25 protein-coding genes are annotated in these 26,234 nt (G+C 72.6%); 9 read left to right on the top strand and 16 right to left on the bottom strand.

Annotated elements, in window-relative coordinates; all coding sequences use genetic code 11:
- Window positions 1-3: 3 nt before the first annotated feature.
- The 5 genes from ABZ860_RS22180 to ABZ860_RS22160 form a co-directional block, all read right to left on the bottom strand.
- Window positions 4-1,788, bottom strand: a complete 1,785-nt coding sequence (locus ABZ860_RS22180; RefSeq protein WP_357222939.1) for an IucA/IucC family siderophore biosynthesis protein — start codon at window positions 1,786-1,788, stop codon at window positions 4-6.
- A complete protein-coding gene (locus ABZ860_RS22175; protein ID WP_357222937.1) occupies window positions 1,785-2,357 on the bottom strand; it encodes a GNAT family N-acetyltransferase in 573 nt (190 codons plus the stop codon). Before ABZ860_RS22175 ends, ABZ860_RS22180 begins: the two co-directional genes overlap by 4 nt.
- Window positions 2,354-3,649, bottom strand: coding sequence for a SidA/IucD/PvdA family monooxygenase (locus ABZ860_RS22170; protein ID WP_357222934.1), 1,296 nt, complete (start codon window positions 3,647-3,649; stop codon window positions 2,354-2,356). Before ABZ860_RS22170 ends, ABZ860_RS22175 begins: the two co-directional genes overlap by 4 nt.
- Window positions 3,636-5,075 (bottom strand): aspartate aminotransferase family protein, encoded by a 1,440-nt coding sequence (locus ABZ860_RS22165; RefSeq protein WP_357223007.1) that lies wholly within the window; start codon window positions 5,073-5,075, stop codon window positions 3,636-3,638. Before ABZ860_RS22165 ends, ABZ860_RS22170 begins: the two co-directional genes overlap by 14 nt.
- A 162-nt stretch (window positions 5,076-5,237) precedes the next feature.
- Window positions 5,238-6,263: an ABC transporter substrate-binding protein gene (locus tag ABZ860_RS22160; protein WP_357222931.1), complete on the bottom strand. Its 1,026-nt coding sequence runs from the start codon at window positions 6,261-6,263 to the stop codon at window positions 5,238-5,240.
- Window positions 6,264-6,456: 193 nt separating this feature from the next.
- Between ABZ860_RS22160 and ABZ860_RS22155 the strand changes: the two genes are divergently transcribed.
- The 6 genes from ABZ860_RS22155 to ABZ860_RS22130 are packed head-to-tail and all read left to right on the top strand — an operon-like array spanning window position 6,457 to window position 12,902.
- Entirely contained in the window at window positions 6,457-7,440 is a 984-nt protein-coding gene (locus ABZ860_RS22155; RefSeq protein ID WP_357222928.1) for an iron chelate uptake ABC transporter family permease subunit, read from the top strand.
- Window positions 7,437-8,474, top strand: coding sequence for an iron chelate uptake ABC transporter family permease subunit (locus ABZ860_RS22150; protein ID WP_357222925.1), 1,038 nt, complete (start codon window positions 7,437-7,439; stop codon window positions 8,472-8,474). Before ABZ860_RS22155 ends, ABZ860_RS22150 begins: the two co-directional genes overlap by 4 nt.
- A 50-nt stretch (window positions 8,475-8,524) precedes the next feature.
- The gene (locus ABZ860_RS22145) at window positions 8,525-9,352 is read left to right on the top strand and encodes an ABC transporter ATP-binding protein (protein ID WP_357223005.1); all 828 of its coding nucleotides are present in this window, start codon (window positions 8,525-8,527) and stop codon (window positions 9,350-9,352) included.
- A gap of 34 nt (window positions 9,353-9,386) precedes the next feature.
- The gene (locus tag ABZ860_RS22140) at window positions 9,387-11,600 is read left to right on the top strand and encodes a penicillin acylase family protein (RefSeq protein ID WP_357222922.1); all 2,214 of its coding nucleotides are present in this window, start codon (window positions 9,387-9,389) and stop codon (window positions 11,598-11,600) included.
- Window positions 11,597-12,178 (top strand): GNAT family N-acetyltransferase, encoded by a 582-nt coding sequence (locus ABZ860_RS22135; RefSeq protein ID WP_357222920.1) that lies wholly within the window; start codon window positions 11,597-11,599, stop codon window positions 12,176-12,178. Before ABZ860_RS22140 ends, ABZ860_RS22135 begins: the two co-directional genes overlap by 4 nt.
- Window positions 12,179-12,194: 16 nt before the next feature.
- On the top strand, window positions 12,195-12,902 hold the full coding sequence (locus ABZ860_RS22130) for a (2Fe-2S)-binding protein (RefSeq protein WP_357222917.1): 708 nt from the start codon (window positions 12,195-12,197) through the stop codon (window positions 12,900-12,902).
- Window positions 12,903-12,945: 43 nt separating this feature from the next.
- Here ABZ860_RS22130 and ABZ860_RS22125 read toward each other — a convergent pair whose 3' ends face one another.
- From ABZ860_RS22125 to ABZ860_RS22085, 9 genes are all read right to left on the bottom strand, one after another.
- Window positions 12,946-13,863 (bottom strand): RNA polymerase sigma-70 factor, encoded by a 918-nt coding sequence (locus ABZ860_RS22125; protein WP_357222914.1) that lies wholly within the window; start codon window positions 13,861-13,863, stop codon window positions 12,946-12,948.
- Window positions 13,863-15,065 (bottom strand): FAD-dependent oxidoreductase, encoded by a 1,203-nt coding sequence (locus ABZ860_RS22120; RefSeq protein WP_357222912.1) that lies wholly within the window; start codon window positions 15,063-15,065, stop codon window positions 13,863-13,865. The genes ABZ860_RS22125 and ABZ860_RS22120 overlap by 1 nt, the downstream gene beginning before the upstream one ends.
- Window positions 15,066-15,182: 117 nt before the next feature.
- A complete protein-coding gene (locus ABZ860_RS22115) occupies window positions 15,183-15,395 on the bottom strand; it encodes a hypothetical protein (RefSeq protein WP_357222909.1) in 213 nt (70 codons plus the stop codon).
- A 43-nt stretch (window positions 15,396-15,438) separates the two neighbouring features.
- Window positions 15,439-16,107, bottom strand: a complete 669-nt coding sequence (locus ABZ860_RS22110) for a response regulator (protein ID WP_357222907.1) — start codon at window positions 16,105-16,107, stop codon at window positions 15,439-15,441.
- Window positions 16,104-18,704 (bottom strand): sensor histidine kinase KdpD, encoded by a 2,601-nt coding sequence (locus tag ABZ860_RS22105; protein ID WP_357222904.1) that lies wholly within the window; start codon window positions 18,702-18,704, stop codon window positions 16,104-16,106. Before ABZ860_RS22105 ends, ABZ860_RS22110 begins: the two co-directional genes overlap by 4 nt.
- A gap of 6 nt (window positions 18,705-18,710) precedes the next feature.
- Entirely contained in the window at window positions 18,711-19,574 is an 864-nt protein-coding gene (locus tag ABZ860_RS22100) for a potassium-transporting ATPase subunit C (protein ID WP_357223002.1), read from the bottom strand.
- Between the two features lie 14 nt (window positions 19,575-19,588).
- Window positions 19,589-21,712: a potassium-transporting ATPase subunit KdpB gene (gene kdpB / locus ABZ860_RS22095; protein WP_357222901.1), complete on the bottom strand. Its 2,124-nt coding sequence runs from the start codon at window positions 21,710-21,712 to the stop codon at window positions 19,589-19,591.
- A 2-nt stretch (window positions 21,713-21,714) separates the two neighbouring features.
- Window positions 21,715-23,376, bottom strand: a complete 1,662-nt coding sequence (gene kdpA, locus ABZ860_RS22090) for a potassium-transporting ATPase subunit KdpA (RefSeq protein ID WP_357222899.1) — start codon at window positions 23,374-23,376, stop codon at window positions 21,715-21,717.
- Window positions 23,376-23,465: a potassium-transporting ATPase subunit F gene (locus tag ABZ860_RS22085; protein WP_357222897.1), complete on the bottom strand. Its 90-nt coding sequence runs from the start codon at window positions 23,463-23,465 to the stop codon at window positions 23,376-23,378. The genes kdpA and ABZ860_RS22085 overlap by 1 nt, the downstream gene beginning before the upstream one ends.
- Window positions 23,466-23,789: 324 nt before the next feature.
- Here ABZ860_RS22085 and ABZ860_RS22080 point away from each other — a divergent pair, with 324 nt between their 5' ends.
- Complete coding sequence (locus ABZ860_RS22080; protein ID WP_357222894.1) at window positions 23,790-24,236, top strand: DUF3147 family protein; 447 nt, start codon at window positions 23,790-23,792, stop codon at window positions 24,234-24,236.
- Window positions 24,233-24,676 (top strand): DUF3147 family protein, encoded by a 444-nt coding sequence (locus tag ABZ860_RS22075; protein ID WP_357222891.1) that lies wholly within the window; start codon window positions 24,233-24,235, stop codon window positions 24,674-24,676. The genes ABZ860_RS22080 and ABZ860_RS22075 overlap by 4 nt, the downstream gene beginning before the upstream one ends.
- A gap of 41 nt (window positions 24,677-24,717) precedes the next feature.
- On the opposite strand, the gene ABZ860_RS22070 is transcribed toward ABZ860_RS22075, so the two are convergent.
- Window positions 24,718-24,984: a dihydrofolate reductase family protein gene (locus tag ABZ860_RS22070; RefSeq protein WP_357222889.1), complete on the bottom strand. Its 267-nt coding sequence runs from the start codon at window positions 24,982-24,984 to the stop codon at window positions 24,718-24,720.
- Window positions 24,985-25,291: 307 nt separating this feature from the next.
- On the opposite strand from ABZ860_RS22070, the gene ABZ860_RS22065 reads away from it, so the two are divergent.
- Window positions 25,292-25,501 carry an RICIN domain-containing protein gene (locus ABZ860_RS22065; RefSeq protein ID WP_357222886.1) on the top strand — a complete coding sequence of 70 codons (210 nt, stop codon included), beginning with the start codon at window positions 25,292-25,294 and terminating at the stop codon, window positions 25,499-25,501.
- A gap of 50 nt (window positions 25,502-25,551) precedes the next feature.
- Here ABZ860_RS22065 and ABZ860_RS22060 read toward each other — a convergent pair whose 3' ends face one another.
- Window positions 25,552-26,196: an isochorismatase family protein gene (locus tag ABZ860_RS22060; RefSeq protein ID WP_357222883.1), complete on the bottom strand. Its 645-nt coding sequence runs from the start codon at window positions 26,194-26,196 to the stop codon at window positions 25,552-25,554.
- Window positions 26,197-26,234: the final 38 nt, after the last annotated feature.

The raw sequence follows: 26,234 nt of genomic DNA, 5'->3' as shown, positions 1-26,234 counted from the left end.
CGCTCAGATTCGCCCGCGAACCTGGGCGAAGCGGGCGATGGGATTGACCAGCTCGCCGGCCATCTGCAGCGCGGCCGACGGGTCGGTCAGGTCCACCATCTGCCGGTTGTCGCGCAGTTGCAGGCGGTTGAGGCACGACAGGGGGAACATCTCCGCGAACAGGTCGTAGCGCAGGAACCGGTCCGCGAGGTGCGGCACCGACCGCTGGTAGGCCGCCGCGCACTCGGCGACGGTCCGCCAGAAGGCGTCCTCGTCGAGCACGCCCTCCGTGGCGAGCACCGCGTTGAGGAAGCGCAGGAAGCAGTCGAAGACGTCGGTGAAGATCGACAGCAGCCGGTGCTCCTCGGGCACCTCGGCGCGGATCCGCCGGACCTCGGGCGGCAGGTCCGCGTCCGGGTCCATCACCACGATCTCCTCGGCGATGTCCTTGAAGATCACCCGTTCCACCGCGCCGCCGTCGAGGACCAGGATGACGTTCTCGCCGTGCGGCATGAACGCCAGGTCGTAGGCGTAAAAGGCGTGCAGCAGCGGGACGAGGTACGCGTCGAGGTAGCGCCGCAGCCAGACCTCGGGGGCGAGGCCCGACTGCTCGATCAGCGCCGCCGTGAACGACCGCCCTTCGTGATCGGTATGCAGCAGGGAGGCCATCGTGGCCAGGCGCCGGCCCGGCTCCAGGCCCGCGACCGGGCTCTCCCGCCACAGCGCCGCCAGCATCTTCCGGTAGGGCGAGTGGCGGTCGGTGGCCGCCTCGAACCGGCGGTTGCGGTAGCCGACGGCCGCCCGCTCGCGAATGACCGTCAGCCGGGTCGCGCGCAGGACGTCGTCGTTCCCGATCAGGTCGGCGAGCCAGTCGTTGATCGCCGGGGTGCCTTCCATGTAGGCCGCCGACAGGCCCCGCATGAAGCCCATGTTCAGCACCGACAGGGCCGTCTTGACGTAGTGCCTGGACGGGTCGCTCGCGTTGAAGAACGTGCGCACCGACTGCTGGGCGAGGTGCTCGTCGTCGCCGTGGCCCAGGCAGACCAGCCGCCGCTCGGCGACCTCCGCCGCGAACGTCACCGAGATCCGGTTCCACCACTGCCAGGGGTGCACCGGCACGAGCAGGTAGTCGGCCATGTCGAGCCCCAGGCCGGCCAGCGTGCCCGCGAAGCGGGCCAGGACCTCCTCGCCCAGTTCGCCGCGCATCAGCCGCTCGTAGTCGATGTCGCGCGAGCAGGTGAACGTGGTGTGGTCGCGATGGGCGGCCAGCCAGATCAGCCTTATGGGTGCGGCGGCCTCGGGAGCGTACCGGTGGTGGTCGTCGATCCCGTAGCCGATCCGGCCGCTGTTGGCCACGAAGCACGGGTGGCCCTCGGTCATGGCGGCCTCGATCTCCTGGAAGCCGGCCTTCGCCAGCTCGGCCGCGCCGATCGGCGGCCGGCTCAGCTTGTACGCGAGGCTCGCCAGCGTGGAGGCGATCTCCTCCAGGTAGACCGGGAGGACCTCGTCGCTCAGCCCGAGCGGGCGGCGCATCTCGGTGACGAACCCCAGCGCGTCGAGCTGCAGGGGCTCGCCGGAGGACCCGTGGCGGGTGACCTCGCCGATGCGCCAGTGGTCGAGGGACATCACGGTCGCGGTGAAGCGATACTCCGAGTCGTCGCCGCGCACGGCGAACCGGCCGTCGCCGAGCGGGCGCGGGGTGAGCAGCCGCTCGTGGGCGAACTCGGCGAGCGCCTTGCGCACCAGCCGCCGGTTGGCCTTCTCCCACGTGGCCGGAGTGAGGTGGGAGACCGCCTGGATGGGGTTCACGCCGTCGCCTCCCGGGTCGCCGCCAGGAACCGCTCCCGGGTGCAGACGCTCAGCAGCGCGTCCTTCTCCGGCTTGGCGACGGTGCCGACGACCTCGAAGCCGACGGCCGCGTTGAGCGCGTGCACCGCCGTGTTGCGCACGTCGGGCTCGACCACCACCCGCCGGGTCGCGGGATCGGCGAACAGCAGCTCCATGACCGTGGTGATCACGGCAAGGGTGAAGCCGTGGATCGGGGTCTCGGCGGGCGCGCACAGGAAGTGCATGCCGACGTCGCCCTCCTCGGCGTCGTAGCGGCCCGCCAGCTCGACCCGGGCGGGGTCGTAGCGCTCGGCCAGGAAGGCCGGGCGGCCGTTCATCAGCCCGAGGAACGCGTCGCGGTGCGGGTGTCCGACGATCTCGCGATACTCCTTCTCCACGCGGGCGACGTCGGCGTCCTGCATCATCCAGAACACCGCCTTCGGGTGGGTGACCCAGGCGTGCACGGCGGGCGCGTCGGCCCGCGGGTCGAGCCGGCGTACGGCGAGCTCGCCGACCCGGGCGTCCGTACGGCGGAAGAGAATCGCGCTCATGCCACCACGCCCTCGGGCGCGCCGAACTCCTGGAAGGCGATGGCCTTCTCTATCGGGTAGTGCTCCCGGCCCAGGATCTGGCCGATGATCCACGAGTTGCGATAGGGGCCCATGCCGAGGTCGGGGGAGGTGACGCTGTGGGCGTGGGTGGCGCCGTTCTGCACGAAGATCCCCCGGCCGGTGACGTCGACGCTGTAGTTCCTGGCCACGTCGAACCGGCCGTGCCGGTCCCACCGGATCCGGTCGCGTACGGGGTCGAGGAAGGCGGGGGGCTCGTAGCGGTAGCCGGTGGCCAGCACGAGCCCCTGGGTGACGAGCGTGAAGTCGCGCTCCTGCTCCGCGTGGCGCAGCCCGAGCGTGTATTCGCCCCGGCCGGCGTCGTAGGCCGCCTCGCGCAGCTCGGTGCAGGTCAGCAGCCGGGTGGGGATCGGGCCGCCGACGGTCTTGGCGTACAGCAGGTCGAAGATCTCGTTGATCAGCGCCGCGTCGATGCCCTTGTAGAGGCCCTTCTGCTCGGCTTCGAGGCGGTAGCGGGTGTCCTCGGGAAGCGCGTGGAAGTAGTCCACGTACTCGGGGGAGGTCATCTCCAGGGTCAGCTTGGTGTATTCCAGCGGGAAGAACCGCGGCGACCTGGTCACCCAGTTGAGCCGGTAGCCGTGCGTGTCGATGCCGGCCAGCAGGTCGCGATAGATCTCCGCCGCGCTCTGCCCGCTGCCGACGATCGTGATGCTCTCCTTCGCCTGCAGCGCGGCCTTGGCGTCGAGGTAGCCGGCGTTGTGGACGAGGTCGCCGCCGAGGCCCCGGCAGGCCTCCGGCACGTAGGGCGGGGTGCCGGTGCCGAGCACGAGGTGCGGGGCCCGGTGCTCGGTCTGCTCGCCCCCGTCGGTGACCGCGCGTACGACGTAGTGGCCGCCGGCCTCGTCGTACGTCACCGAGGTCACCCGGTGGCCGAAGCGGACGCTCCGCAGCCGCGCGGCGGCCCACCGGCAGTACGCGTCGTATTCGGCGCGGAGCTGGTAGAAGCTCTCGCGGATGTAGAAGGGATACAGCCTGCCGGTCTCCTTCAGGTAGTTGAGGAAGGAGTAGGGCGAGGTCGGGTCGGCGAGCGTGACGAGGTCGGCGATGAACGGAGTCTGCAGCGTCACGGAGTCGAGCATCATCCCGGGGTGCCAGGCGAAGCCGGGCCTCGCCTCCAGGAACACCCCGTCGAGCTCGGCGATGGGCTCGGCGAGGCAGGCCAGGCCCAGGTTGAACGGCCCCAGCCCGATCGCGACGAAGTCATGAGTGGACATGCGTTACCTCCGGGTGGTCGGCGGGCGGGGCGAGGTCGTCCACGTACCGCTGGGCGTGTCCGGCGAGGAGGTCGAGGACGTGCGCGACGTCGTCCAGCGTGGTCTCCGGGTTGAGCAGGGTGAACTTCAGGTAGTGGCGGCCGTCGACCGTGGTTCCCGCGACGACGGCCTCGCCGGAGGCGGCCAGCGCCTCGCGGGCGTACAGGTTCGCGTCGTCGGCGAGCTTGCGGCCCGGACCTTCCGGCGGCAGGTAGCGGAAGACCAGCGTGCTCAGCGGCGACCGCGTGACGACCTCGAAACGCGGGTCCGCCGCGACCAGGTCGTACGATGCGGCCGCACGGTCCACGACCTCGTCGAACAGCTCTCCGATCGCGTCCGGGCCCATCACCCGCAGCGTCAGCCAGAGCTTGAGCGCGTCGAAGCGGCGAGTGGTCTGCAGACTCTTGTCCACCTGGTTGGGGATCCCCCGCTCGGCCATCCGCCGGGGGTTGAGGTAGTCGGCGTGGTGGGCCGCGTGCCGCAGCGCCGCGCCGTCGCGCACCAGCACGGCGCTCGAACTAACCGGCTGGAAGAAGGACTTGTGGAAGTCGACGGTGACCGAGCCGGCCCGCTCGATCCCGTCGAGCAGGTGCCGCCGTCTGCGGGAGACCAGCAGCCCGCAGCCGTAGGCCGCGTCCACGTGCAGCCACACCCCGGCCGATTCGCACAGGGAGGCGATCTCCGGCAAGGGGTCGATCGAGCCGAAGTCGGTGGTTCCGGCGGTGGCCACCACGGCCATGACCACCAGCCCGGCGCGGCGGCAGCGGTCGAGTTCGCGGGCGAGCGCGGCCGGCCGCATCCGCCGTTCGTCGTCGGTCTCCACGGTGACGACGGCGTCGGGCCCGAGCCCGAGCAGGTTCGCCGCCTTGCGCACGCTGAAGTGCCCGGCCTCCGACGTGATCACGCGCAGCCGCGACGGAACGGCGCCGACGTTCGCGCGGGCCTCCTCACTGGCCTCCTCGCGGGCGAGCAGCAGGGCGTGGAGGTTCGACTGCGTGCCGCCACTGGTGAAGACGCCGTCGGCGGCGGGCCCGAAACCGATCCGGCCGGCCGTCCACTCGATCAGGCGGCGCTCGATGAGCGTGCCGCCCGCGCTCTGGTCCCACGTGTCGAGCGAGGAGTTCACCGCCGACAGCACCGCCTCTCCCAGCAGCGCGGGGATCACCACCGGGCAGTTGAGGTGCGCCAGGTAGCGGGGGTGGTGGAAGTAGACGGCGTCGCGCAGGTACACCCGTTCGAGCTCGTCGAGGGCGGCGGCGTGGTCGTGCAGCGGCCGTTCGAGGTCGATCGCGGCGATCTCCGGCGCGAGCCGCTCCGGGGACACGCCGCTGAACGGCCGGTCGGCCCGCCGGATCCGCTCGGCCACCCGCTCGGTCCCCTCGGCCATCGCCCGCCGGTATCCCTCCACTGTGCGGTCGTTGAACAGGTACGGCCGCGCGGCCCCGGCATGGGGATAGGTCATTGTCATCCTTACCGTTGGAAGTTAGGTTAGGCGAACCTAACTTTTGGGAGTCGACACGTGTCCCCGGGTGATTTCTCCGACGTGTGGTCAGGCGAGCTTCTTGGCGTCGCGGATCGCGGCCGCCAGGTTCTCCAGGATCGGCGCGGCTCCGGCGTACGAGAAGCGCGGCACGGGGTCCCAGCCTGCGACCTGGCCGGCCTTGACGGCGGGCAGCTTGACCCAGGAGGGCTTGGACGTCAGGTCCTTGGGCTGCAGCGCGGTGCCGCGGTTGTCGAGCAGGATCAGGTCGGCGTCGTACTTGTCGGCGTTCTCCCAGCTCAGGTTCTCGTAGTAGCCGCCCTCGCCGGGCTTTTCCGGCGTGACGACGTCGACCCCCAGCTGGGCGAAGTACATAAGGTCGGTGTTGACCTCAGGGTTGGACACGTACAGCACGTCGGGGCTGCCAGAGGCGGCCAGCACCCTGATGCCGGGGTTCTCGGCGACCGCCTTGCGCACGCTCTCGGCGGCGGCCTCGAACCTGGCCTTGGCCTCGGCGACCTTGGGGGCCTTGAGGTCCGCGCCCAGCGACTCGGCGAGGGCGGCGTAGCGCTCGATCGGCTCGGTCATCGGAACGCGGGCCGCGCTGATGGCCACCGTGGGAGCGAGCTTGACGATCTTGTCCTTGCTCTCGTCCGGGACATACCACAGGGCCCCGGGGTCGTACATGTGCGTGACGAGAAGCTCCGGACGCAGCGCGGCGTACTTCTCGATGTTGAACTCGCCCCAGACGTTGCCGAGGATCGTGACCTTGTCGACGTCGAGGTCGCCGGCCTGCGGCTCGGGCGAGCCGTCGGCGCGCTTCGTCTCACCGAAGACGCCGGCGACCTTCTGCTGCAGGCCGTAGTCGGCGAGCACCGCCGCCGTCCCGGTGAACGCCACGATCCGCGAGGGGACGGCCGCCGCCGTGACCGTCTCCTTCCTGTCGTCGGTGAAGGACCACGATTTCGCGCTCTGACCTGCGGTGGAGGGTGCCGGATCGCTCGACCCGCAGGCGGCCAGGGCCAGGGTGAGTACGGCGGCTCCGCCCGTCGCGAAAAGGCCGCGACGGGACATGGGGGAGTTCAGGTTTCGCACGGTTCGTCTTTCTCTCACGGGGGCAGGCTCTGCCGAATCCGGCCTTGGGGTTGATCGCTAGTTAGGTTACCCTTACCTAAGTTATTGTCCAGAGGGGCGGTGGAAATCGCCCCCCCGCCCCCCACCGGAGCCGGTCGTGGTCGTCATGGAGTCCTCGCAGATCAGCGGGCCTGCGAGGCCACCGCGAAAACGCGTGGAAAACGGCCGGCGCGCCGCGGCGCTGCTGGGCTCGGCGATCGCACTGGCCGCCGTCCTCGTGCTCAGCCTCGGGCTCGGCGCCCGGCAGCTCTCCCCCGCCGAGGTCTGGCACGGGCTCCTCGACGCCGACTCGGCCGCCTACACGGTCGTCCACCAGATGCGGTTGCCGCGCACCCTCCTCGGGCTGCTCGCCGGAGTCGCACTGGGGGTCGCCGGCGGCGTCATGCAGGCGCTGACCCGCAACCCGCTGGCCGACCCCGGCCTGCTGGGAATCAACGCGGGCGCCTCGGCGGCGGTGGCCACGGCCGCCGGGATCTTCGGAGTGGCGACGTTCCAGGGCTACGTCTGGTTCGCCCTGGCCGGCGCGGCCGCCGTGTCCGTGCTGGTGTACGCCGTGGGCGGCGGGCGCGCGGCCACCCCGGCACGGCTGGCGCTCGCGGGAGCCGCCGTCAACGCCGCGCTCTACTCGTACGTGAACGGGACGATGCTGCTCGACGCGGCCTCGCTGGAGACCATGCGCTTCTGGACGGTCGGCTCGCTGGCGAGCGCGCAGGGCGAGACCGCGGCCATGACGGCGCCGTTCGTCGCGGCGGGCCTGCTGCTGGCGCTGGCCCTGGCCAGGCCGCTCAACGCGCTCGCGCTCGGCGACGACTCGGCCCGCTCGCTCGGCGCGCACCCCGCCCGGGTCCGGGCGGGCGCCATCGTGGCGGTGACGCTGCTGTGCGGGGCGGCGACGGCGGCCTGCGGGCCCATCGTCTTCGTCGGGCTCATGGTGCCGCACCTCGTCCGGGCGCTGACCGGCCCCGACCAGCGATGGATGCTCCCCTGCTGCGCGCTGCTCGCGCCCGTGCTGCTGCTCGGCGCCGACGTGCTCGGGCGGCTGGTGGCCAGGCCGGGCGAGCTGCAGGCGGGCATCGTCACGGCGGTGCTGGGCGGCCCACTGTTCCTGTACTTCGTGCGAAGGAAGGTCCGGGCATGAGTGTCGGACCCATGCCCGTACGAAGGATCGCCGGCGGTATGCCCCTGCGGTTCAGGGCCGTCGCCGTGGGAGCCGGCTGCCTGCTGCTCGCGCTCGTCTTCGGCGTGCTCACGGTCGGCGGCGGCGACTACCCGATGAGCCCCTCCGACGTCGTACGCACCGTCCTCGGCGGCGGCAGCCCGGCCGAGGACTTCATCGTGCACGAGCTCCGGCTGCCCCGCGTGGTCACCGCGCTGCTCGTGGGCGCCGCACTCGCACTGGCCGGCGCGGTCTTCCAGTCGCTCGTACGCAACCCGCTGGGCAGCCCCGACCTGCTCGGATTCACCCAGGGCTCGTCGGCGGGCGCGCTCCTGGTGGTCGTCACGGGAGGCGGCAGCGCGGCGCTCGCGGGCGGCGCGGTGCTCGGGGGCGTCGTCACCGGAGTGGTCGTCTACGCGCTGGCCTGGCGCGGCGGCCTGCACGGACACCGCCTCGTGCTGGTGGGCATCGGCGCCACCGCGATCCTCACCGGCGTCAACGGCTACCTGCTGACCCGGGGACGGCTGATGGAGGCGGCGCGGGCCATGCTGTGGCTCACCGGCAGCCTGGACGGGCGCGGCTGGGAGGACGTCCTCCCACTGCTCGCCGCGATGGCAGTGCTGGCGCCGGTGGTGCTGCTCGGCTGCGCGCGCCCGCTGGCGATCACGGAGATGGGCGACGACCTGGCACGCGGCCTCGGCGTACGGGTGCAGGGCCTGCGGCTGGTCCTGCTGGCGGCGGCCGTGCTGCTCACCTCCCTCGCGGCGGCGACCGCCGGGCCCGTGTCGTTCGTCGCGCTCACCGCCCCGCACCTGGCCAGGCGGATGACCCGGACGCCCGGGCCGAACCTGCTCGCCGCGACGTGCACGGGCGCGGCGCTGCTGACGGGCGCCGACCTGGCCGCGCAGCGGCTGTTCGCGGGCCACCAACTGCCCGTCGGCGTGGTGACGGGGGTGCTCGGCGGCGGCTACCTCGTCTGGCTGCTCGCCGCCCAGCGGAAGGCGGGACGGATATGACCCTGACGATCGCGGACGAAACCAGCGGGCACGGGAACGGAGTTGCGGGCATGCACGACGACGGGCCGCGCCTCAGCGGCAGCGCGCTGACCCTCTCGTACGACAAGAGGGTCGTCGCCGAGAACCTCGACGTCGCGATCCCCGACCGGTCCTTCACGGTGATCATCGGGCCCAACGCCTGCGGCAAGTCCACCCTGCTGCGCGCGCTGGCGCGCACGCTCCGGCCGGCCGCCGGGACCGTGCTGCTCGACGGGCGGGACATCACCTCCCTGCCCGCCAGGAAGGTCGCCAGAACCCTCGGCCTGCTGCCCCAGACGTCCGTCGCGCCGGACGGCATCACGGTCGCCGAACTGGTCGGCCGCGGGCGCTATCCCCACCAGCGGCTGCTGCGCCAGTGGTCGGCGGACGACGAGCGGGTGGTGCGCGAGTCGATGGAGGCCACCGGGGTCGCCGACCTGGCCGGACGCCTGGTCGACGAGCTGTCCGGCGGGCAGCGCCAGCGCGTGTGGATCGCGATGGCGCTGGCGCAGGAGACGCCGCTGCTGCTCCTGGACGAGCCGACGACCTACCTGGACATCGCCCACCAGATCGAGGTCCTCGACCTGTGCGCCCGGCTGCACGAGGAGCGCGGGCGCACGCTCGTGGCGGTGCTCCACGACCTCAACCACGCCGCCCGCTACGCCACCCATCTGATCGCGATGCGCGACGGCCGGGTCGTGGCCGCCGGGGCACCCGGAGAGGTCATGACGGCCGACCTGGTGGAGGAGGTCTTCCGGCTGCCCTGCCGGGTGATCGACGACCCGGAGACCGGCACTCCGCTGGTCGTTCCCGCCGCCCGCCGCCGTGCCGTCACTCCGGATGGGTCGGCGGCGCGATGACCGGAGCATCGCGCCGGGTGCCGGGGACGGCGTCGTGAGCAGGGTGTACCGGGACGCCTGGGGCATCCCCCACCTGCGCGCCGGCGATCCGTACGAACTGGCCTTCGCCCAGGGACGTGTCACGGCCCTCGACCGGGCCTGGCAGATCGAGGTCGAGCGGCGCCGGGCGACCGGCACGTCGGCGGCGATCCTCGGGCCGGACGCCGTTGCGTGGGACCGCTTCGCCCGGCAGGCCCGGCTCGCGGACACCGCCGAGCGCTGCCTGCACGCGCTGGACGACGACACGGCGCGCTGGCTGAGCGCCTACGTGGACGGCGTCAACGCCGGACTCCCCGAAGGGGCGCATCGCGCGCCGGAGTTCGCCGCGACGGACGCGGCATGGCACGACGCGGAACAGCACGACGCAGAACAGCACGGCACGACACGAGACGACGCGGCCGGGCTCGCGCCGGGACGGTGGGAGCCCTGGACGCCAATGGCGATCTGGCTGTCCCACCACATCCTCTTCGCGCACTTCCCGGCCAAGCTGTGGCGCGAGGCGGTGGCCGAGCGGCTGGGCCCCGAGGCGGTCGCGCTGTTCGCGGCCGACGGGCCGGGCACGGGCGGGAGCAACGGCTGGCTGGTCCCCGCGGATCGCACCGCCACCGGCGCGGCCCTGATCGCGGGTGATCCCCACCGGTTCATCGAGGACCCCGGCTTCTATCAGCAGATCCGCCTGGCCTGTCCCGAGTTCGACGTGGTGGGGCTGGCCGTGCCGGGCGTCCCGGGCATCCCCCACTTCGGGCACGCCGGCTCGGTCGCCTGGGCGATCACCAACGCCATGGCCGACTACCAGGACCTCTTCCGCGAGCGGCTCTGGCGCGTGGACGGCCGCGTCGAGGCGCTGGGGCCTGACGGCTGGCGTCCCTGCGCCGCACACGTCGAGGTCGTCGAGGTGGCGGGGGAGGCGCCGGTCGAGGTCGAGGTCGTCGAGACCGGGCGCGGCCCGGTCGTCATGGCGGACGCCCGCGTCCCTGGGGAGACCGGCCACGGACAGGTATGGGAGGCGGTGAGCCTGCGATATCCGCCTCGGGTCCTGCGCGACCTGGGATTCGCGGCGCTGCCGGCGCTGCTGCGCGCGAAGACCGTGGCCGACGTGGACCGGGCGCTCGACCGCTGGGCCGAGCCCGTCAACGTCGTGCTCGCCGCGGACACCGGCGGCGGGCTGCTGCACCGGGTCGCCGGGGTGGTGCCCGTCCGCCACCCGGACAACCTGCTGCGGGCCGTGCCCGCCTGGGAGCCCGGCCACGAATGGCGCGACCGGCACGCGCCGATGCCACGGCGTGACATCCGCGGCATCACGGTCATGGCCAACGAGCGGGGGATCGCCGCGCCGCTCGGCGTCGAGTTCGCCCCGCCCTACCGTGCCGGCCGGATCAGCCGCCTGCTCGACGGCTCGCCGCGCTGGTCGGCCGGGGACATGGCGGCCGTCCACACCGACACCCTGCAGCCCGCCGCCGGCCCTCTTCTCGACCTGCTGGCCGGGCTGGACGGGCTCGGTCCCGAGGCCGTACGCCTGCGGGACCGGTTGTCGGCCTGGGACCGGCGCATGGACGCGGGCAGCACCGACGCGGCGGCGTACGCGCAGGTCCGCGCCGAGGTGGTGCGCCGCCTGGCGGCCCATCCCGCCCTGGCGTCCCTGGCCGGACTGGACGCGGGGGCTCCCGAGGTCTTCCGGCCGTGGCTCGCGCTGGCTCCCCGGGTCGCGTACGCCCTGGAGAGCCTGCTGACGACCGGTCTGCTGCCCGGGCTGGACCGGGCGGCGATCACGGAACTGGCCCGGGCGGCGCTGGAGGACGTGGCAGCACGCCGCGAAATGACCGGCGTCCGCTGGGGCGACCTGCACCGGCTCGCCCCCTGGCGGGCGCTGCCGTCCCCTGCGATCTCGTCCCCTGTGGACGACCCGGGCCCTGTGGACGGCGCGGCGCCGATGGAGGCGGGCTTGGCGGGCGACCACGACTGTGTGCTGTCCACGTCGAGCGTGCCGGGCGTCACCCATCACTGCGCCCGGGGCCCGGCGGCGCGCTACGTGTGGGACCTCGCGCGGCGCGAGGGGAGCCTGTGGATCGTCCCGTTCGGCGCGAGCGGCGTCCCCGGCGACCCCCACCGGCGTGACCAGCACCCTCTGTGGCTGCGCGGCGAACTCGTGCCGGTGATCACGGACTGGAACCGGCTGACCCTGGAACACACAGACCGAGGAGCGATATGACCCCTGACGCACGGGCCACGGCCCCCGCACGGCGCGAGGCCGTGTGGGAGCAGGTGGTCGAGGGATTCGGCGCCTTCCGCGTCGTGCCGGTGGACCCACAGGCCGACGCCGGCCTGATCCACTCCTGGGTCACCGAGGAGCGGGCCCGGTTCTGGGGCATGCTCGGCGCGAGCTGCGAGCGGGTTCTGGAGATCTACGGCTACCTGGACGGTCTCGCCACCCACCACGCCTATCTCGTCCACCGCGACGACCGGCCGGTGGCGCTGTTCCAGACGTACGAGCCTGAGGCCGACCCGGTCGGGGAGTGCTACGACGTCCAGCCGGGCGACTTCGGCGTCCACCTGCTCATCGGGCCGGCGGCGGGGGAGGGCGAGCGTGGCTTCACCGCCGCCCTGCTGTCCGTGCTCCTCGCGTACGCGTTCTCCGACCCGCGCCACACCCGGATCGTGGCCGAGCCGGACACCCGCAACGACAAGGTGATCGCCCGGATGCTGCGGACCGGCTTCACGCTCGGGCCCGAGATCGACCTGCCGGACAAGCGGGCCCGGCTGCTCTTCCTCACCAGAGATCACCGCTGACACCAAGGAGTGCGGAGTGCTGCTCGACGCCCTTTCCGACCATCTGGAAGGCCTCGCGGCGGAGCGGGGCGGCGTGCTGGGAGTCCTGCCCCGGCTGGTCGCCGACGACTCCCCCGGCTGGATCCCCGCCGCCGGCCTCGTGCGGGAGCCGTACGACGGCCTGCTCGCGCTGGTGGACGAGACGGCCGGACGCTGGAGCGCGCCGCGTCACGTGGCGGCGGCGCTGCTGTGGAAGACCTACGGCTACTGGCACACGATGCCGATGGCCCTGGGCTGGGGTCTCGGCCGTCGAGTGCCGCTGATGCGCCTGGAGGACACGCTGGTCAGGCCCTCCGCGGCCGGTGTGACGGTGGCGGCGTCGCGGCTGACCGTGGCCGTGCTCCCCGGCGACCCGCTGGCCGGGACGGAGGGCGCCGTCGTCGTCCCCGACCTCGCGGCGGCCATCAGGGAGGCGCTTTGGGAGAGCCAGTATCCGTTCGTCAGGGCGCTCGGCACCCTCACCAAGGTGGGCGAGCGCACGCTGTGGGGTTCCACCGCGGAGGCGTTCGCCCACCCGCTGCTCACGCTCGGGTCGTACGCCGAGGCGGCCCGGCTGCTCGACGAGATCGGGCCGCCGGTGGCCGGGCTGCTCACGCCCGACGGTGACGGATACCGCCGCCGCACGTGCTGCCTGTGGATCACGCTGCCGGACGCCGACCCCTGCTCCACCTGCTGCGTACGCTGATCTCGCGGCGGTCGTCACCGCCGCGCCCCGCCGGGAGCGGTGCTCAGCGGGTGCCGAGGCTGCGGGTCGTGCCATCGGCGATCGCCTGGAGTTTGTCCGGGTTGGCGACGTTGTGAATGGTGGTGATCCGGCCGTCGGTGTCGAAGTCGAAGGTGACGGTCGCGACCACACGACCCGGGCCGCTGAAGACGATGCCGGGCCCGCCGTTGATCTCCACGAGTTCCGCATGCATGTCGGCGGGCTCGATGCCCTGGTAGCTGACGGTGCCGACGGCCGCGAACCAGGCGGCCACCGTCGCCGCGCCCACGACCGGGCGCAGGGCCTGACGGACCTTGCCGCCGCCGTCTGTCCACAGGGTGACGTCCGGGGACAGCAGCTCCATCAGGGCGTTCATGTCACCGCCGGTCGCGGCGGCGAAGAACCGCTCGGTGACCTCACGCTGCCGCGACCGGTCCGTCGTGAAACGCGGCCGCCGGGCCCGCACGTGCTCGCGAGCGCGGTGCGCGGCCTGCCGCACCGCGGTTTCGGAACGTTCGACCGCCTCCGCGATCTCGGCGTGGCTGAAGTCGAAGACCTCCTTCAGCACGAACACCGCGCGCTCCAGCGGGCTCAGCGTCTCCAGCACCACGAGCATCGCCATCGACACCGACTCGGCGTCCGCGACGGTCTCGGCGGTGTCTCCGCCGGTCAGGATGGGCTCCGGAAGCCACGGCCCCACATAGGCCTCACGCTTGCGCTGGGTGGAGCGCAGCCGCTCCAGCGCCACGTTCGACACGATCCGCGTCAGGTAGGCCTTCGGGTCGGCCACCTGGGAGCGGTCGGCCGCCGACCAGTTGATCCAGGCGTCCTGCACCGCGTCCTCGGCGTCGGCCGCGGTGCCGAGGATGCGGTAGGCCACCGAGAACAGCAGGTTCCGGTGCTGGACGAACACCTGCTGGTCGAGGTCGGGAGGCTGGGTCATCACGCCTCCCGCACCCGGGTGAAGCGGCCCCCGCGGGGCCAGAACGCGCCCGAGGCGGGCATCTTCTTCATGCGGCCCCATGTGGGCCAGGGTGCAGCGGTCACCGTCTCCTTGTATCGGACGGCGATGCGGCCGGTCAGATACAGCCGCCTGGGACTGTCGTCGGGGTGGGTGAACTGCACGACCGCGTCGTGCCGGCCGAGGCTGACCGGAGTGTGGTAGTAGCCGAAGCGGAACGGCTTGGGCCGCTTGCCCTTCAGCTCCCGGACGATCGACACCGCGGCGTGCACGCCGGTCGGCATGCCGCCCTGGCAGGTGCCGTGCATGACGCCGTAGCCCTGGCGGATCGCGGCCGCGTCACCCACGGCGTACACCTCGGGGTGGGACACCGACCGCAGCGCGGTGTCGGTGACGATGCGGCCGTGCTCGTCGACGGTCAGCCCGGCGGCGGCCGCCAGCGGCGACACCCGCGTACCGCTCGTCCACAGGACCACGTCGGCCGCCACGCTCTCCCCGCCGGCCAGCTCGACCGTGCCGGGCAGCACCTTCACCACCTCGACCCCGCTGCGGACCTGCACGCCCAGGCGGTCGAGCGCGGCGCGCAGATACGCCCTGGCCTTCGGGTTCATGGCCGCGCCCGGTTCACCGCGGCCCAGCAGCACGACGTTCAGCTCCGGGTGCCGCTCGGCGATCTCCGCGGCCGACTCGACGCCGGTCAGTCCGCTGCCGACGACCGCCACCGTGCCGCCGCCGAGCCGCGACAACCGGTCGGCCAGCACCTCGGCGTCCTGAGCGCTGTTCAGGGTGTACGCGTGGTCCTCGACGCCCGGGACCGCCGCCGTGTCGGCCACGCCGCCCAGCGCGTACACCAGCGTGTCGTAGGGCAGCACGCGTTCGTCGTCGATCCGCACGGTCTTCGCGTCCGCGTCCACCGCCGTCACCCACCCGCGCTCGAAGTGCGCGCCCGTGCCCTCCAGCAGTTCGGGGATGCTCAGCTCGGCGAGCCGCTGACCCGTCGCCGTCATGTGCAACCGCAGCCGCTCGGTGAACCGCTCCTGCGCGTTCACCAGGGTCACCCGCACGTTCTCGCTCGGCTTGACCCGGCACCCGAGCTGGACGGCCGCGGACAGGCCCGCGTACCCCGCTCCCAGGATCACCACTCGGTGGGTGGTCGCCACGCCGGCTTCGTGCTGTGCGCTCATCGTTCCGCCTCCTCGTCTCACCGTTGACGACCAGCAGATGGAAGCGACCCGCCCGTACGTGACACGCGTCCGATGTGATCCCCGCCACAGCCCCTTCACCGGCTGCCGAATGAGGCGTTACCGACCTGCGGTGGACGCGGCTTCGTTCCGCCGTACGGCGGCGGCCCGGGCGGCGAGGAGCACGGACAGGGCCTCGCAGTCGTCCGGGGTGAGCGGCGCGAAGGGGAGCAGGTAGAGGCTGCCCCCCGGGCCGTCGATGAGCTCGACCGGCAGGGGACGTGCGGGCACGTCTGCCGGTGCGGTGATGGGCGGCGCGGTGGTGGTGGTCATGATGAAGGCGATTCTTCCGCACCCGACCGACAGTTCCGTGTCGTCAGGGGGTGAAACGGTAGCCCATGCCCGGCTCGGTGATGAGGTGGACGGGGTGGGCGGGCTCCTTCTCCAGCTTGCGCCGGAGCTGGGCCATGTACTGCCGCAGGTAGTGCGTCTCCTTCACGTACTGCGTGCCCCACACCTCGCTCAGCAGCTGCCGCTGGCTGATCAGCTTGCCGGGGTTGCGGACCAGGAGTTCGAGGATGTGCCACTCGGTCGGGGTCAGCCGTACGTCGCCGGAGACGGTCTTGTCGGCGAGGTCGACCACGTGCTCCCCGATCCGTACGCGGGCGGGCTCGCTGTCCCGGGAGCCGGTGCGCCGGGTCACCGCGCGCACGCGGGCCAGCAGCTCGTCCACCCCGAAGGGCTTGGTGACGTAGTCGTCCGCCCCGGCGTCCAGCGCGTCGATCTTGTCCTGGTTGCCGGTGCGCCCCGACAGCACGATGATCGGCACGCTGCTCCAGCCGCGTACGCCGTGGATGACCTCGACTCCGTCCATGTCGGGCAGCCCGAGGTCCAGCACGATCAGGTCGGGACGCCGGTCCGCGGCCTCGCGCAACGCGGAGCCGCCGTCCGCCGCGACGGCGACCTCGTATCCGCGCGCGGCCAGGTTGATCCGCAGCGCGCGCAGGATCTGCGGCTCGTCGTCGACGACGAGGATCCGGCTCACGGCGCCGCACCGCCCATATCCAGAGAACCACCGAGATCCATCGGGCCCCTCAGCACGTCGTGGGTGTGCTCGGCGACGGGCAGGGTCAGGATCATGGTGAGCCCTCCCCCGGGCGTCTCGTCGGGCGTCAACGCTCCTCCCATCGCCTCGGTCAGTCCGCGCGCCAGGGCCAGGCCCAGCCCGACCCCGCTGTGGTTGTCCCGGTCCCCCAGCCGCTGGAAGGGCAGGAAGATCCGGTCGTAGGCGTCGTGCGGCACACCGGGCCCACGGTCGATTATCCGGATCTCGGCCCGCTCGCCGTACCTGCTGGCGGTGACGAGCACGCTCTCGCCCGCGGGGGTGTAGCGGACGGCGTTGGCGACGACGTTGGCGAGCACCCGCTCGAGCAGCGCCGGATCGGCGACGACCTCGGGCAGGTCGTGCGGGATGTCGATCTTCACCTCGGCGGCGAGCGGCCCGAGGTCGTCGACCGCCCGGGGCACGATCTCCTCGACGGCGACCGGCTGGGCGGCCACGCCGAGCACCCCGGCCTGCAGGCGGCTCATGTCGAGCAGGTTCGCCACCAGGCGGTCGAGCCTGGCCAGCGACTCGTCCGCGGTCTCCAGCAATTCGGCGCGGTCCTCGGCGGACCACTCGACGTCGGTGGCGCGCAGGCTCTCCACGGCGGCCTTCGCGGCGGCCAGCGGGGTGCGCAGGTCGTGGCTGACCGCCGCGAGCAGCGCGGTGCGCATCCTGTCGGCCTCCGCGAGCGGCCTGGCCTGCTCGGCCTCCTCCTCCAGCCGTTCCTGCCGCAGGGCGACGGCCACCTGCGCGGCGAACGCCTCGATCACGCGGCGCTCGGAGGCGTCGAGCAGCCGTCCGCGCGCGGCGAGCACGAGGTCGCCGTCGATGTCCACGTCGGTGCCTGCGGCGTCCGGGCAGGTGCACGGCTCTCCCCCCGAGGTCGCGACGATCCGCCATGAGGCGGGGTCGGACCGGTCGTCCGGCCCCTGCCCCGCCTCCGGCCGCCGTTCGAGCAGGGTGACCGAGACCAGGCCGAACGTCTCCCGCGTACGCGCGAGCAGGGAGGGCACGGCGGCCTCGCCGCGCAGCACGTGCCCGGCCAGCGCGGACAGGATCTCCGCGTCCGCCCCCGCGCGGGCCGCCTCCCGCGTACGGCGGGCGGCCACGTCCACGATCATGCTGACCGCCGCCGCGACGAGGACGAAGACGACCAGGGCGAAGAGGTTCTCCGGGTTGGCGATCGTCAGGGTGTGCAGGGGCGGGGTGAAGAAGAAGTTGAGCAGCAGCGACCCGGCGACCGCCGCCGTGATCGCCGGCCACAAGCCGCCGACCAGCGCCACGCCCACGACGGTGGTCAGGAACAGCAGGATGAAGCTCGGCAGCGCCAGCGTGCCCCGGAAGGGGAGCAGCGCGGCGGTGAGCAGCGGCAGGCCGGTGAGCGCGACGGCCCACCCCGCCAGCCTGCGCCGCCGGGTGAGCGCCGCCCGCGACCGCTGCGGGTGCTCCCGTCCCTTCTTGACCTGCTCGTGAGTGATCATGTGGACGTCGATCGAGCCGGACCTCGCGGTCGTCTCGACGCCCACCCCTCTGCTGAAGATCTGGGCGACCCGGCCGCGCCGGGAGGCGCCGAGCACGAGCTGGGTGGCGTTGACGCCGCGGGCGAACTCCAGCAGCGCCCGCGGCACGTCGTCGCCCACCACCTGGTGGTAGGTGCCGCCCATGCTCTCCACGAGGGCGCGCTGGCGCGCCAGCAGCGCCGGGTCGCCGCCGGCCAGCCCGTCGGCCCGGGTGACGTGGACGGCGAGCAGGTCGGCGCCCTTGCTCCTGGCGGCGATGCGGGCCGCCCGCCTCACGAGGGTCTCTCCCTCCGGTCCCCCGGTCAGCGCGACGACGACCCGCTCGCGTGCCTCCCACGTGTCGGCGATGCCGTGCTCGGCGCGGTAGCGGTCGAGCTGCTCGTCCACCTCGTCGGCGAGCCACAGCAGGGCCAGCTCGCGCAGCGCGGTGAGGTTGCCGACGCGGAAGTAGTTGGCCAGGGCGGCGTCCACCTTCTCCGGCATGTACACGTTGCCGTGCGCGAGCCGCCGCCGCAGCGCCTCCGGGCTCATGTCGACCAGCTCGACCTGGTCGGCCCGGCGTACGACCTCGTCGGGCACGGTCTCGCGCTGCGGGATGCCGGTGATGTGCTGCACGACGTCGTTGACCGACTCCAGGTGCTGGATGTTCACCGTGGAGATCACGTCGATCCCGGCGTCGAGGAGCTCGTCGATGTCCTGCCAGCGCTTGGCGTTGCGCGAGCCGGGCACGTTGGTGTGCGCCAGCTCGTCGACCAGGGCGACCCGCGGACGCCGGGCGACGACCGCGTCGACGTCCAGCTCGGTGAAGGCCGCGCCCCGGTACGTGAGGGTCCTGCGGGGGACGATCTCCAGCCCCTCCAGCAGTCGCGCGGTGCGTACGCGGCCGTGGGTCTCCACCAGGCCGACCACGACGTCCGTGCCGCGCTCCCTGCGGCGGTGCCCCTCGCAGAGCATCGCGTACGTCTTGCCGACCCCGGGTGCCGCGCCGAGGTAGATCCGCAGCCGCCCGCGTGGCATGGCCGCTCACCTCTCCCTGTCGAGGGCCAGATTGAGCTCCAGCACATTCACCCCGGGCTCCCCCAGGAAGCCGAGGGCAGGGCCGGTCGTGTGCTCCCTGATCAGGGTCCGCACCCTGCCCACGTCGAGCCCCCGTTCCCGTGCCACCCGGGGAGCCTGCAGCTCGGCGTACGCGACGGAGATGTGCGGGTCGAGCCCGCTGCCGCTCGCCGTCACGGCGTCCGGGGGGACGACCGCGCGGGCGTTTCCCCGGACCGGCACCGTACGGCCGGCTGTGTAGTCCTCGCCGGGCCTGCCGCACTCGACCTTCACACCCTCGTAGGCGGCGACGAACGGCGTGGCCGGGCACGCCTGGTTGACGCTGACGACCCTCGTGGGCCTGCCGACGGCGGGGAAGACCTTGAGCACCGCGCCCACCCCGTCCGCCGTGCAGTACGGCCTGGCCCCGCTGACCCCCTCCAGTTCGCCGACCGCCGTGGAGCGCGCGCACACCTGGGTGAGCAGGGAGACCCTGCCCTTCCTCGCGGCCTGGCCGGCCCCCCGGGGGTCGGGCAGCCGGTCGACGACGTCCTGCGGGCCGAGGTTGCTCGCGCCCGAGGCCAGCGGGTCGTGGCCGCCCGCGGAAGGGCGGCTCTGGAAGTACCTGCGCACCGGGTTGCCGTCCTTGCCGGTGAAGCTCTGCCCGATGAGGGCGCTGCCCACGTCCCTGCCGTCCTCGCGCAGGATCGAGCCGCCGGCCCGGTGGGGGAGCAGGACCTGGGCGATGCCGGTCACCAGCAGGGGATACAGGCCGCCCAGGATCACCGTGAGCACGGCGACGGCCCGGACCGCCGCGAGATGCCGGCGGAGCGTGTTCGGCAGGCGTTCCATCACGTGCGCAGCCATCAGGACATCCCCGGAAGGAATTGGACGAACAGGTCGATGAGCTTGATGCCGGCGAACGGCGCGACGACGCCGCCCAGGCCGTACAGGCAGAGGTTGCGGCCGAGCAGTTTGGAGGCGCTGGAGGGGCGGTAGCGTACGCCGCGCAGGGCGAGCGGGATCAGCGCGACGATGACCAGGGCGTTGAAGATCACCGCGGACAGGATGGCCGACTGCGGGCTGTGCAACCGCATGACGTTGAGCGCGTCCAGGCCCGGATAGACGGCCGCGAACATGGCCGGGATGATCGCGAAATACTTCGCGATGTCGTTGGCGATCGAGAAGGTCGTCAGCGCCCCCCGCGTGATCAGCAACTGCTTGCCGATCTCGACGATCTCGATGAGCTTGGTCGGGTTCGAATCGAGGTCGACCATGTTGCCGGCTTCCTTGGCGGCGGAGGTACCGGTGTTCATCGCCACCCCCACGTCGGCCTGGGCCAGCGCCGGGGCGTCGTTGGTGCCGTCCCCGGTCATCGCGACCAGCCGCCCGCCCTCCTGCTCCTTGCGGATCAATGCGAGCTTGTCCTCGGGAGTCGCCTCGGCCAGGAAGTCGTCCACCCCGGCCTCCCTGGCGATGGCCCCGGCGGTCATCGGGTTGTCCCCGGTGATCATCACGGTGCGGATGCCCATCCGGCGCATCTCGTCGAACCGCTCCCGCATGCCCTGCTTGACCACGTCCTTGAGGTGGATCACCCCGAGCACCCGGGCCCTGCCGCCGCTCACCTCGCCGACGACGAGAGGCGTGCCGCCGGAGGCGGAGATCCCGTCGACCAGCTGCCCGACCTCGGCGGTGGGATGGCCGCCGTTGTCGCGCACCCACTTCATGACCGAGGTCGCGGCCCCCTTGCGGACCCGCCGGCCGTCCACGTTCACCCCGGACATGCGGGTCTGGGCGGTGAAGGCGACCCACTCCGCGTGGGCCAGCTCGCCCGGCTGGCGTTCACGCAGGTCGTAGGCGCGTTTGGCGTGAACGACGACGGAACGTCCCTCCGGGGTCTCGTCGGCGAGGCTCGCCAGCTGCGCCGCCTCGGCCAGGTCGAGCTCGGAGACGCCTTCGGCCGGGACGAACTGCGACGCCTGCCGGTTGCCCAAGGTGATCGTGCCGGTCTTGTCGAGGAGCAGGGTCGTGACGTCGCCTGCCGCCTCCACCGCCCGTCCGCTCATGGCCAGCACGTTGCGCTGCACGAGGCGGTCCATGCCCGCGATGCCGATGGCCGACAGCAACGCCCCGATCGTGGTCGGGATCAGGCAGACCAGCAGCGCCACCAGCACCACCCCGCTCACGCCGTCGGCGCCGAGCGCGGTCGTGTCCGGTACGCCGGGGTTCTGGGCCTTGGAGTAGATCGCCAGCGGCTGCATGGTCACCGTGGCGATCAGGAAGATCACCGTGAGGGCGGCCAGCAGGATGTTGAGGGCGATCTCGTTGGGCGTCTTCTGCCGGTCGGCGCCCTCGACCAGGGCGATCATCCGGTCGATGAAGCTCTCCCCCGGCTTCTGGGTGATCCGCACCACGATCCGGTCCGACAGCACCCTGGTGCCCCCCGTGACCGCCGACCTGTCCCCGCCCGACTCGCGGATCACGGGGGCGGACTCGCCGGTGATGGCCGACTCGTCCACGCTGGCGATGCCCTCGACCACGTCGCCGTCGCCCGGAATGACCTCCCCGGCCTCGACGACGACATGGTCGCCCTGGCGCAGCTCCTGGGCGCCGACGACGTCCCACCGGGCGGGGTCGCGCGGGTCCGCCAGGCGCCGGGCCGTGGTGTCGCGCTTGGCCGCCCGCAGCGTGGCGGCCTGGGCCTTGCCGCGGCCCTCGGCCACGGCCTCGGCGAGGGTGGCGAACAGCGCGGTCAGCCACAGCCAGACCGCGATCGCCCAGGCGAACGCCGAAGGGGCCGCGACCGCCAGGCCCGTGGTGAGGAACGCGCCGATCTCGACGACGAACATGACCGGGTTGCGCCACAGCGTCGCCGGATTCAGCTTGCGTACGGCGTCGGGCAGCGACCTCACGAGCTGGCGGGGATCGAGCAGACCGCCGCCGATCCTGCCGCCGCTTTCGCGGCTCGCGCGCCGTGGTGACGTCGACATGACTAGGAGAGTCCTTCCGCGAGCGGCGCGAGCGCGAGAGCCGGCAGGAACGTGAGGGCGACGAGGACGACCGTGACGCCGGCCACCATGCCGACGAACTGGGGCCGGTGGGTGGGCAGCGTCCCGGCGGAGGCCGGCACCGGCGCCTGCCGGGCCAGCGATCCGGCCAGCGCGAGGACGAAGACGATCGGCAGGAACCGGCCGAAGGCCATGCACAGGCCGAGCGCGACGCACCACCAGGGCGTGCCCGCCGAGATCCCGCCGAAGGCCGAGCCGTTGTTGTTTGCCGCGCTGGTGAAGGCGTAGAGGATCTCCGAGAGCCCGTGCGGGCCGCCGTTGAGCATGGCCGCGAGACCCGCCCGGTTGCCCATCGCCGCCGCCGTGCCGGCGAGCACGAGGGCAGGGGTGACCAGGAAGTAGAGCGAGGCCAGCTTGATCTCGCGCGAGCCGATCTTCTTGCCCAGATACTCCGGCGTGCGGCCCACCATGAGACCGGCGACGAAGACGGTGATCACCGCCAGCACGAGGATGCCGTACAGGCCCGAACCGGCGCCGCCCGGCGCGACCTCGCCGAGCATCATGTTCAGCATCGTCATCATGCCGCCCAGGGGCGTGAAGGAGTCGTGGGCCGAGTCGGCGGCGCCGGTCGAGGTCAGCGTGGTGGCGGCGGCGAACGTCGCGGAACCGGGCACGCCGAAACGGACCTCCTTGCCCTCCAGCGCCGCCCCGGCGGCCTGCGGGACCGTGGCGCCGCCGGAGATCTCGAAGACGTTCGTCAGCAGCACGCTCGCCAGGGCGATCACCGCCATGACGGCGAGGATCGCGTGTCCCTGACGCACCTGCCCGGCCATGCGGCCGAAGGTGCGCGGCAGCGCGACCGGGATCGCCAGGAGCAGGACGATCTGCAGCCAGTTCGTCCACCCGGCCGGATTCTCGAAGGGATGGGCGGAGTTGGCGTTGGAGAAGCCGCCGCCGTTGGTGCCGAGCTCCTTGATGGCCTCCTGGCTCGCCACCGGGCCCCCGGTGATCGCCTGGGTGCCGCCGGTCAGCGTCGTCACCTCGTGCGGTGACGCGAGGTTCTGCACCACGCCTGCGGCGACCAGGACCAGCGCGGCGACGAACGCGATCGGCAGCAGGACCCGGAACGTGCCGCGCACGAGGTCCACCCAGAAGTTGCCGATCGTGTCGGCCTGCCTGCGGGCGAATCCGCGCACGAGCGCGACCGCCACGGCCATGCCGACCGCCGCCGACACGAAGTTCTGCACCGCAAGGGCGGCCATCTGCACCAGGTGACCCATGACCGTCTCGCCCGCGTACGACTGCCAGTTCGTGTTCGTCACGAAGCTGACGGCCGTGTTCCACGCGACGTGGGCGGGGACCGGGGGCCGTCCGAGGCCGAGGACCAGCCGGTCCTGCAGGCGCTGCATGCCGTACACGACCAGCACGGAGACCGCGGAGAAGGCCAGCAGGGCGCGCGCGTAGACCGCCCAGGGCTGCTCGGCGTCCGGCCGCACGCCGACGAGACGGTAGACGAGGCGCTCGGCCGCGCTGTGGCGGGTGCCGGTGTAGACCCGGTAGAGGTAGTCGCCCAGCAGCAGGTAGACGACGGCGAGCACCGCGACGACGGACAGCACGAGCGCGGCCCCTGCCGCTGCCGCGCCCATCAGAAGCGCTCCGGGAACAACAGGGCCGCGACCATGAAGACCAGCAGTGCCGCGGCCACGCCGAGACCGGCGGCGTTGATCACGCTCACAGGCGCTCCACCGCCCTCACGACGAGCCCGAAGATCGCGAACACCGCGATCGTCAGAGCGACGAAGATGACGTCCGCCATCCCCACTCCTCGGTTGTGTTTACGTCCGCCGGTCTACGGCGGCCTCAGCACAAGCAAAGTCCGAGATCGGGGGCATTTGGCCGCTCTTGACGGCTTCCATACGGGTTCGAACCGAGTATTGACGGGCTCTGTACGCGGTCCGCGCCTGGGGGTTTCGGGCGTACCCCTGCCGGAAATCAACGCGGTTCAACCGGCGATCGGCGCCCCCCGGACATCTGTGTCGGTTCGGGGGAGGGGACGCGGCGTGGGCGAGGTGACCGACCAGATCGTGACGGTCGTCCTGAAGTCGCTGGCCGGAGGCGTCTTCGTGCTGGCCTTCGCGGCGCTGGCCGAGACGCTGACGCCGAAACGGCTCGCCGGGGTGTTCTCCGCCGCCCCTTCGGTCGCCCTGGCCAGCCTCATCGTCACCGCCGGCATCGCCGGCGTTCCCGACGTCCTCGCCTCGGCCCGGGGCATGCAGATCGGCGCGGTCGGTTTCACCCTCTACTGCCTGATCGCCGTTCCCCTGTTGGGCAGGTGGGGCGTATGGCGGGGGGCGCTGACCGCGCTCGCCGTCTGGGGCGTCGTCGCGGCGGCCGGGTACGCTCTGGCGCCGCAGGGCCTGCTCGGCGTCCGGACCACAGCGGTCCCCGCTCCGCCTCCCCAGCCGGCTGCCCTGGAACTCGTCCCACCACCGGCGCGCCCGTCGTGAGCGCCCGTCGTGACGGCGGCCCGGCTCCCGGCGACGGGCGGCCGTCTCAGGACGGACGGAAGGTGCGGCTGCGGCTCGGTGAGCTGAGGCGGCCGCCCATGCGCGACTGGGCGGTCCGGTTCGCGTTCGGCGCCGGAGTGTCGGCGCTCGCCGGGGTGGTGTCCGTGCTGGCCGGCCCGCGCGCGGGCGGGCTCTTCCTCGCGTTCCCGGCGATCCTGCTGGCGAGCGTCACCCTGATCGCCAAGGAGGAGGGCGTGCGCCAGGCCGGGCAGGACGTGGGGGGCGCGACCTTCGGCGCCCTCGGCCTGATCGGCTTCGCCGTCGTCGTGGCGCTCACGGTGACCGTCTGGCCGCTGTGGCTGTCCCTCACGATCGCCACCCTGACCTGGGCGGCCCTCTCCCTGGCCCTGTACGCCGCCGTGACCCGGCTCCGCCGGTGACCGGTTCACCCGCGGTGCCCGGCCAGGACGCGCCCGATTACTTAGGTGGCCTCGGTCAGCGTGGTCGACACGACGTACTTCGGCAGGGTGTTCATCGCGTCCGCGTAGCCCACCTCGTCGGTCATCGACGGCCAGGAGGCCGCGAAGCCCTCGTAGGTGACCCGTCCGAGGAGCAGCGCCCGCGCCACGCGGATCTGGTCGAGGCCGGCCTGCATCGAGTCCTCGCCGACGAACCCGAAAGCCCACTCGTGCGGGTTCTCGATGACGCCGTCAAGGGTGGTGAAAACAGACAGAACTACGCGTCCCATGGTTCGTATCCCTCATGTCGAGTGAGATGCGGCGGCGGACGTGCGCCAGTCGCCCGCGGAGAATGCGTGCGCCGCCACCCGCTGCCGCGATGGGCGCTCACGTCCGCCGCCACGGCCCGCCCTCGCGACGCCGCCCCCGAGCACCTGCGTGCTCCGGCGCCGACGGGCCGTTGTGCAAGGCCACCGTGGCCCAGCACGCGGGCTCACGTCCACACATCGGCGGTGTCCCGGACACTTCCGGACGATCTCGGACACCCCGGCGCCGTCGGATCTGGCCGCCCGGGCGGGCGGGCCGGCGCCGGACCGCATGCTCGAGCCCTGGAGCGACTGCACCGGCGCCCGGCCCAACCAGCGTTTCCGGCTCGAACCGGCGGGTGGGGACGGCTACCGCATCCGGCCGGCGTCGAGCGGCCGGTGCCTCGCCGTCAACGGCGACGAGGGCCGGCCGGGGGCGGAGGCCGTCGAACGGCCCTGCGCCTCCGCGCCCGGACAGACCTTCCTCATCGACCCCGAGTAACCCGCCGCGTCCCCGCGTGTTTCGAGCCCCCGCGCCTCAGGCCCCGCGTTTCAGGCTGCCGTGGGCGCGAGCCGCCCCTCGTGCACACCGGCGAAGAACGTGCGGCCCGCCATCGTCATGGCCGGCTGGAACTCGCCCATCAACTGGGTGCGGTACGGCGCGTCGGCGAAGCGCGGCTCCAGCTGGAACTCGGCGGCCAGCGACCACCAGGTGACCGGCACGACGCCGGACATCGCCATCCGCTGCACCGCCGCGTCGTGCGCCTCCCTGCTGAGGCTCGCCGTGGCGTCCACCACGACGTACGCCTCGTAGCCCTCACGCAACGCGCCCAGCGCGGTCTGCAGCACGCAGCCGTCGGTGGCGATGCCGCCGATGACCAGCCTGCGGCGGCCGGCGGCGCGCACCGCCTCGGCGAAGGCCGGGTCGAGGAAGGAGTTGAACGCGGTCGTCCGCTCGATCACCGGCCGGTCGCCGATGACGTCCAGCAGTTCCGGATAGAGCGGGCCCGAGGGCTTGGACGCCTCGCCGTTGGTCACCACCAGGCCGCTGCCGTACAGCACGGCGGTCTTGGCGAGGCCGGCGACGTTGGCGATGTGCTCGCGCAGGTCGTGCGAACGGAGCAGGTTGGCGAAACCGACGGCGTAGTCGACCAGGACCACGGTGGTGTCGTCGGGGGAAAGCGGGGCGAGGTTCATCGCGATCACTCCTGGTGTGCGCGGCCCTAATGACCATC

The sequence above is a fragment of the Microbispora sp. NPDC046973 genome (genome assembly GCF_040644495.1).
Classification (GTDB): domain Bacteria; phylum Actinomycetota; class Actinomycetes; order Streptosporangiales; family Streptosporangiaceae; genus Microbispora.
Note: the sequence above shows the minus strand (reverse complement) of the source record. Positions and strands in the feature narration are given on the sequence as shown.

Bases quoted from the DNA above. Each gene is read 5' to 3' on its own strand.
- ABZ860_RS22125 (WP_357222914.1), bottom strand. From the start codon at position 13,863: ATGACCCAGCCTCCCGACCTCGACCAGCAGGTGTTCGTCCAGCACCGG.
- ABZ860_RS22115 (WP_357222909.1), bottom strand. From the start codon at position 15,395: ATGACCACCACCACCGCGCCGCCCATCACCGCACCGGCAGACGTGCCC.
- ABZ860_RS22065 (WP_357222886.1), top strand. From the start codon at position 25,292: ATGCTCGAGCCCTGGAGCGACTGCACCGGCGCCCGGCCCAACCAGCGT.
- ABZ860_RS22100 (WP_357223002.1), bottom strand. From the start codon at position 19,574: ATGGAACGCCTGCCGAACACGCTCCGCCGGCATCTCGCGGCGGTCCGG.
- ABZ860_RS22175 (WP_357222937.1), bottom strand. From the start codon at position 2,357: ATGAGCGCGATTCTCTTCCGCCGTACGGACGCCCGGGTCGGCGAGCTC.
- ABZ860_RS22135 (WP_357222920.1), top strand. From the start codon at position 11,597: ATGACCCCTGACGCACGGGCCACGGCCCCCGCACGGCGCGAGGCCGTG.
- ABZ860_RS22120 (WP_357222912.1), bottom strand. From the start codon at position 15,065: ATGAGCGCACAGCACGAAGCCGGCGTGGCGACCACCCACCGAGTGGTG.
- ABZ860_RS22165 (WP_357223007.1), bottom strand. From the start codon at position 5,075: ATGGCCGAGGGGACCGAGCGGGTGGCCGAGCGGATCCGGCGGGCCGAC.
- ABZ860_RS22105 (WP_357222904.1), bottom strand. From the start codon at position 18,704: ATGCCACGCGGGCGGCTGCGGATCTACCTCGGCGCGGCACCCGGGGTC.
- ABZ860_RS22150 (WP_357222925.1), top strand. From the start codon at position 7,437: ATGAGTGTCGGACCCATGCCCGTACGAAGGATCGCCGGCGGTATGCCC.
- kdpB (WP_357222901.1), bottom strand. From the start codon at position 21,712: ATGTCGACGTCACCACGGCGCGCGAGCCGCGAAAGCGGCGGCAGGATC.
- ABZ860_RS22060 (WP_357222883.1), bottom strand. From the start codon at position 26,196: ATGAACCTCGCCCCGCTTTCCCCCGACGACACCACCGTGGTCCTGGTC.
- ABZ860_RS22145 (WP_357223005.1), top strand. From the start codon at position 8,525: ATGCACGACGACGGGCCGCGCCTCAGCGGCAGCGCGCTGACCCTCTCG.
- kdpA (WP_357222899.1), bottom strand. From the start codon at position 23,376: ATGGGCGCGGCAGCGGCAGGGGCCGCGCTCGTGCTGTCCGTCGTCGCG.
- ABZ860_RS22170 (WP_357222934.1), bottom strand. From the start codon at position 3,649: ATGTCCACTCATGACTTCGTCGCGATCGGGCTGGGGCCGTTCAACCTG.
- ABZ860_RS22070 (WP_357222889.1), bottom strand. From the start codon at position 24,984: ATGGGACGCGTAGTTCTGTCTGTTTTCACCACCCTTGACGGCGTCATC.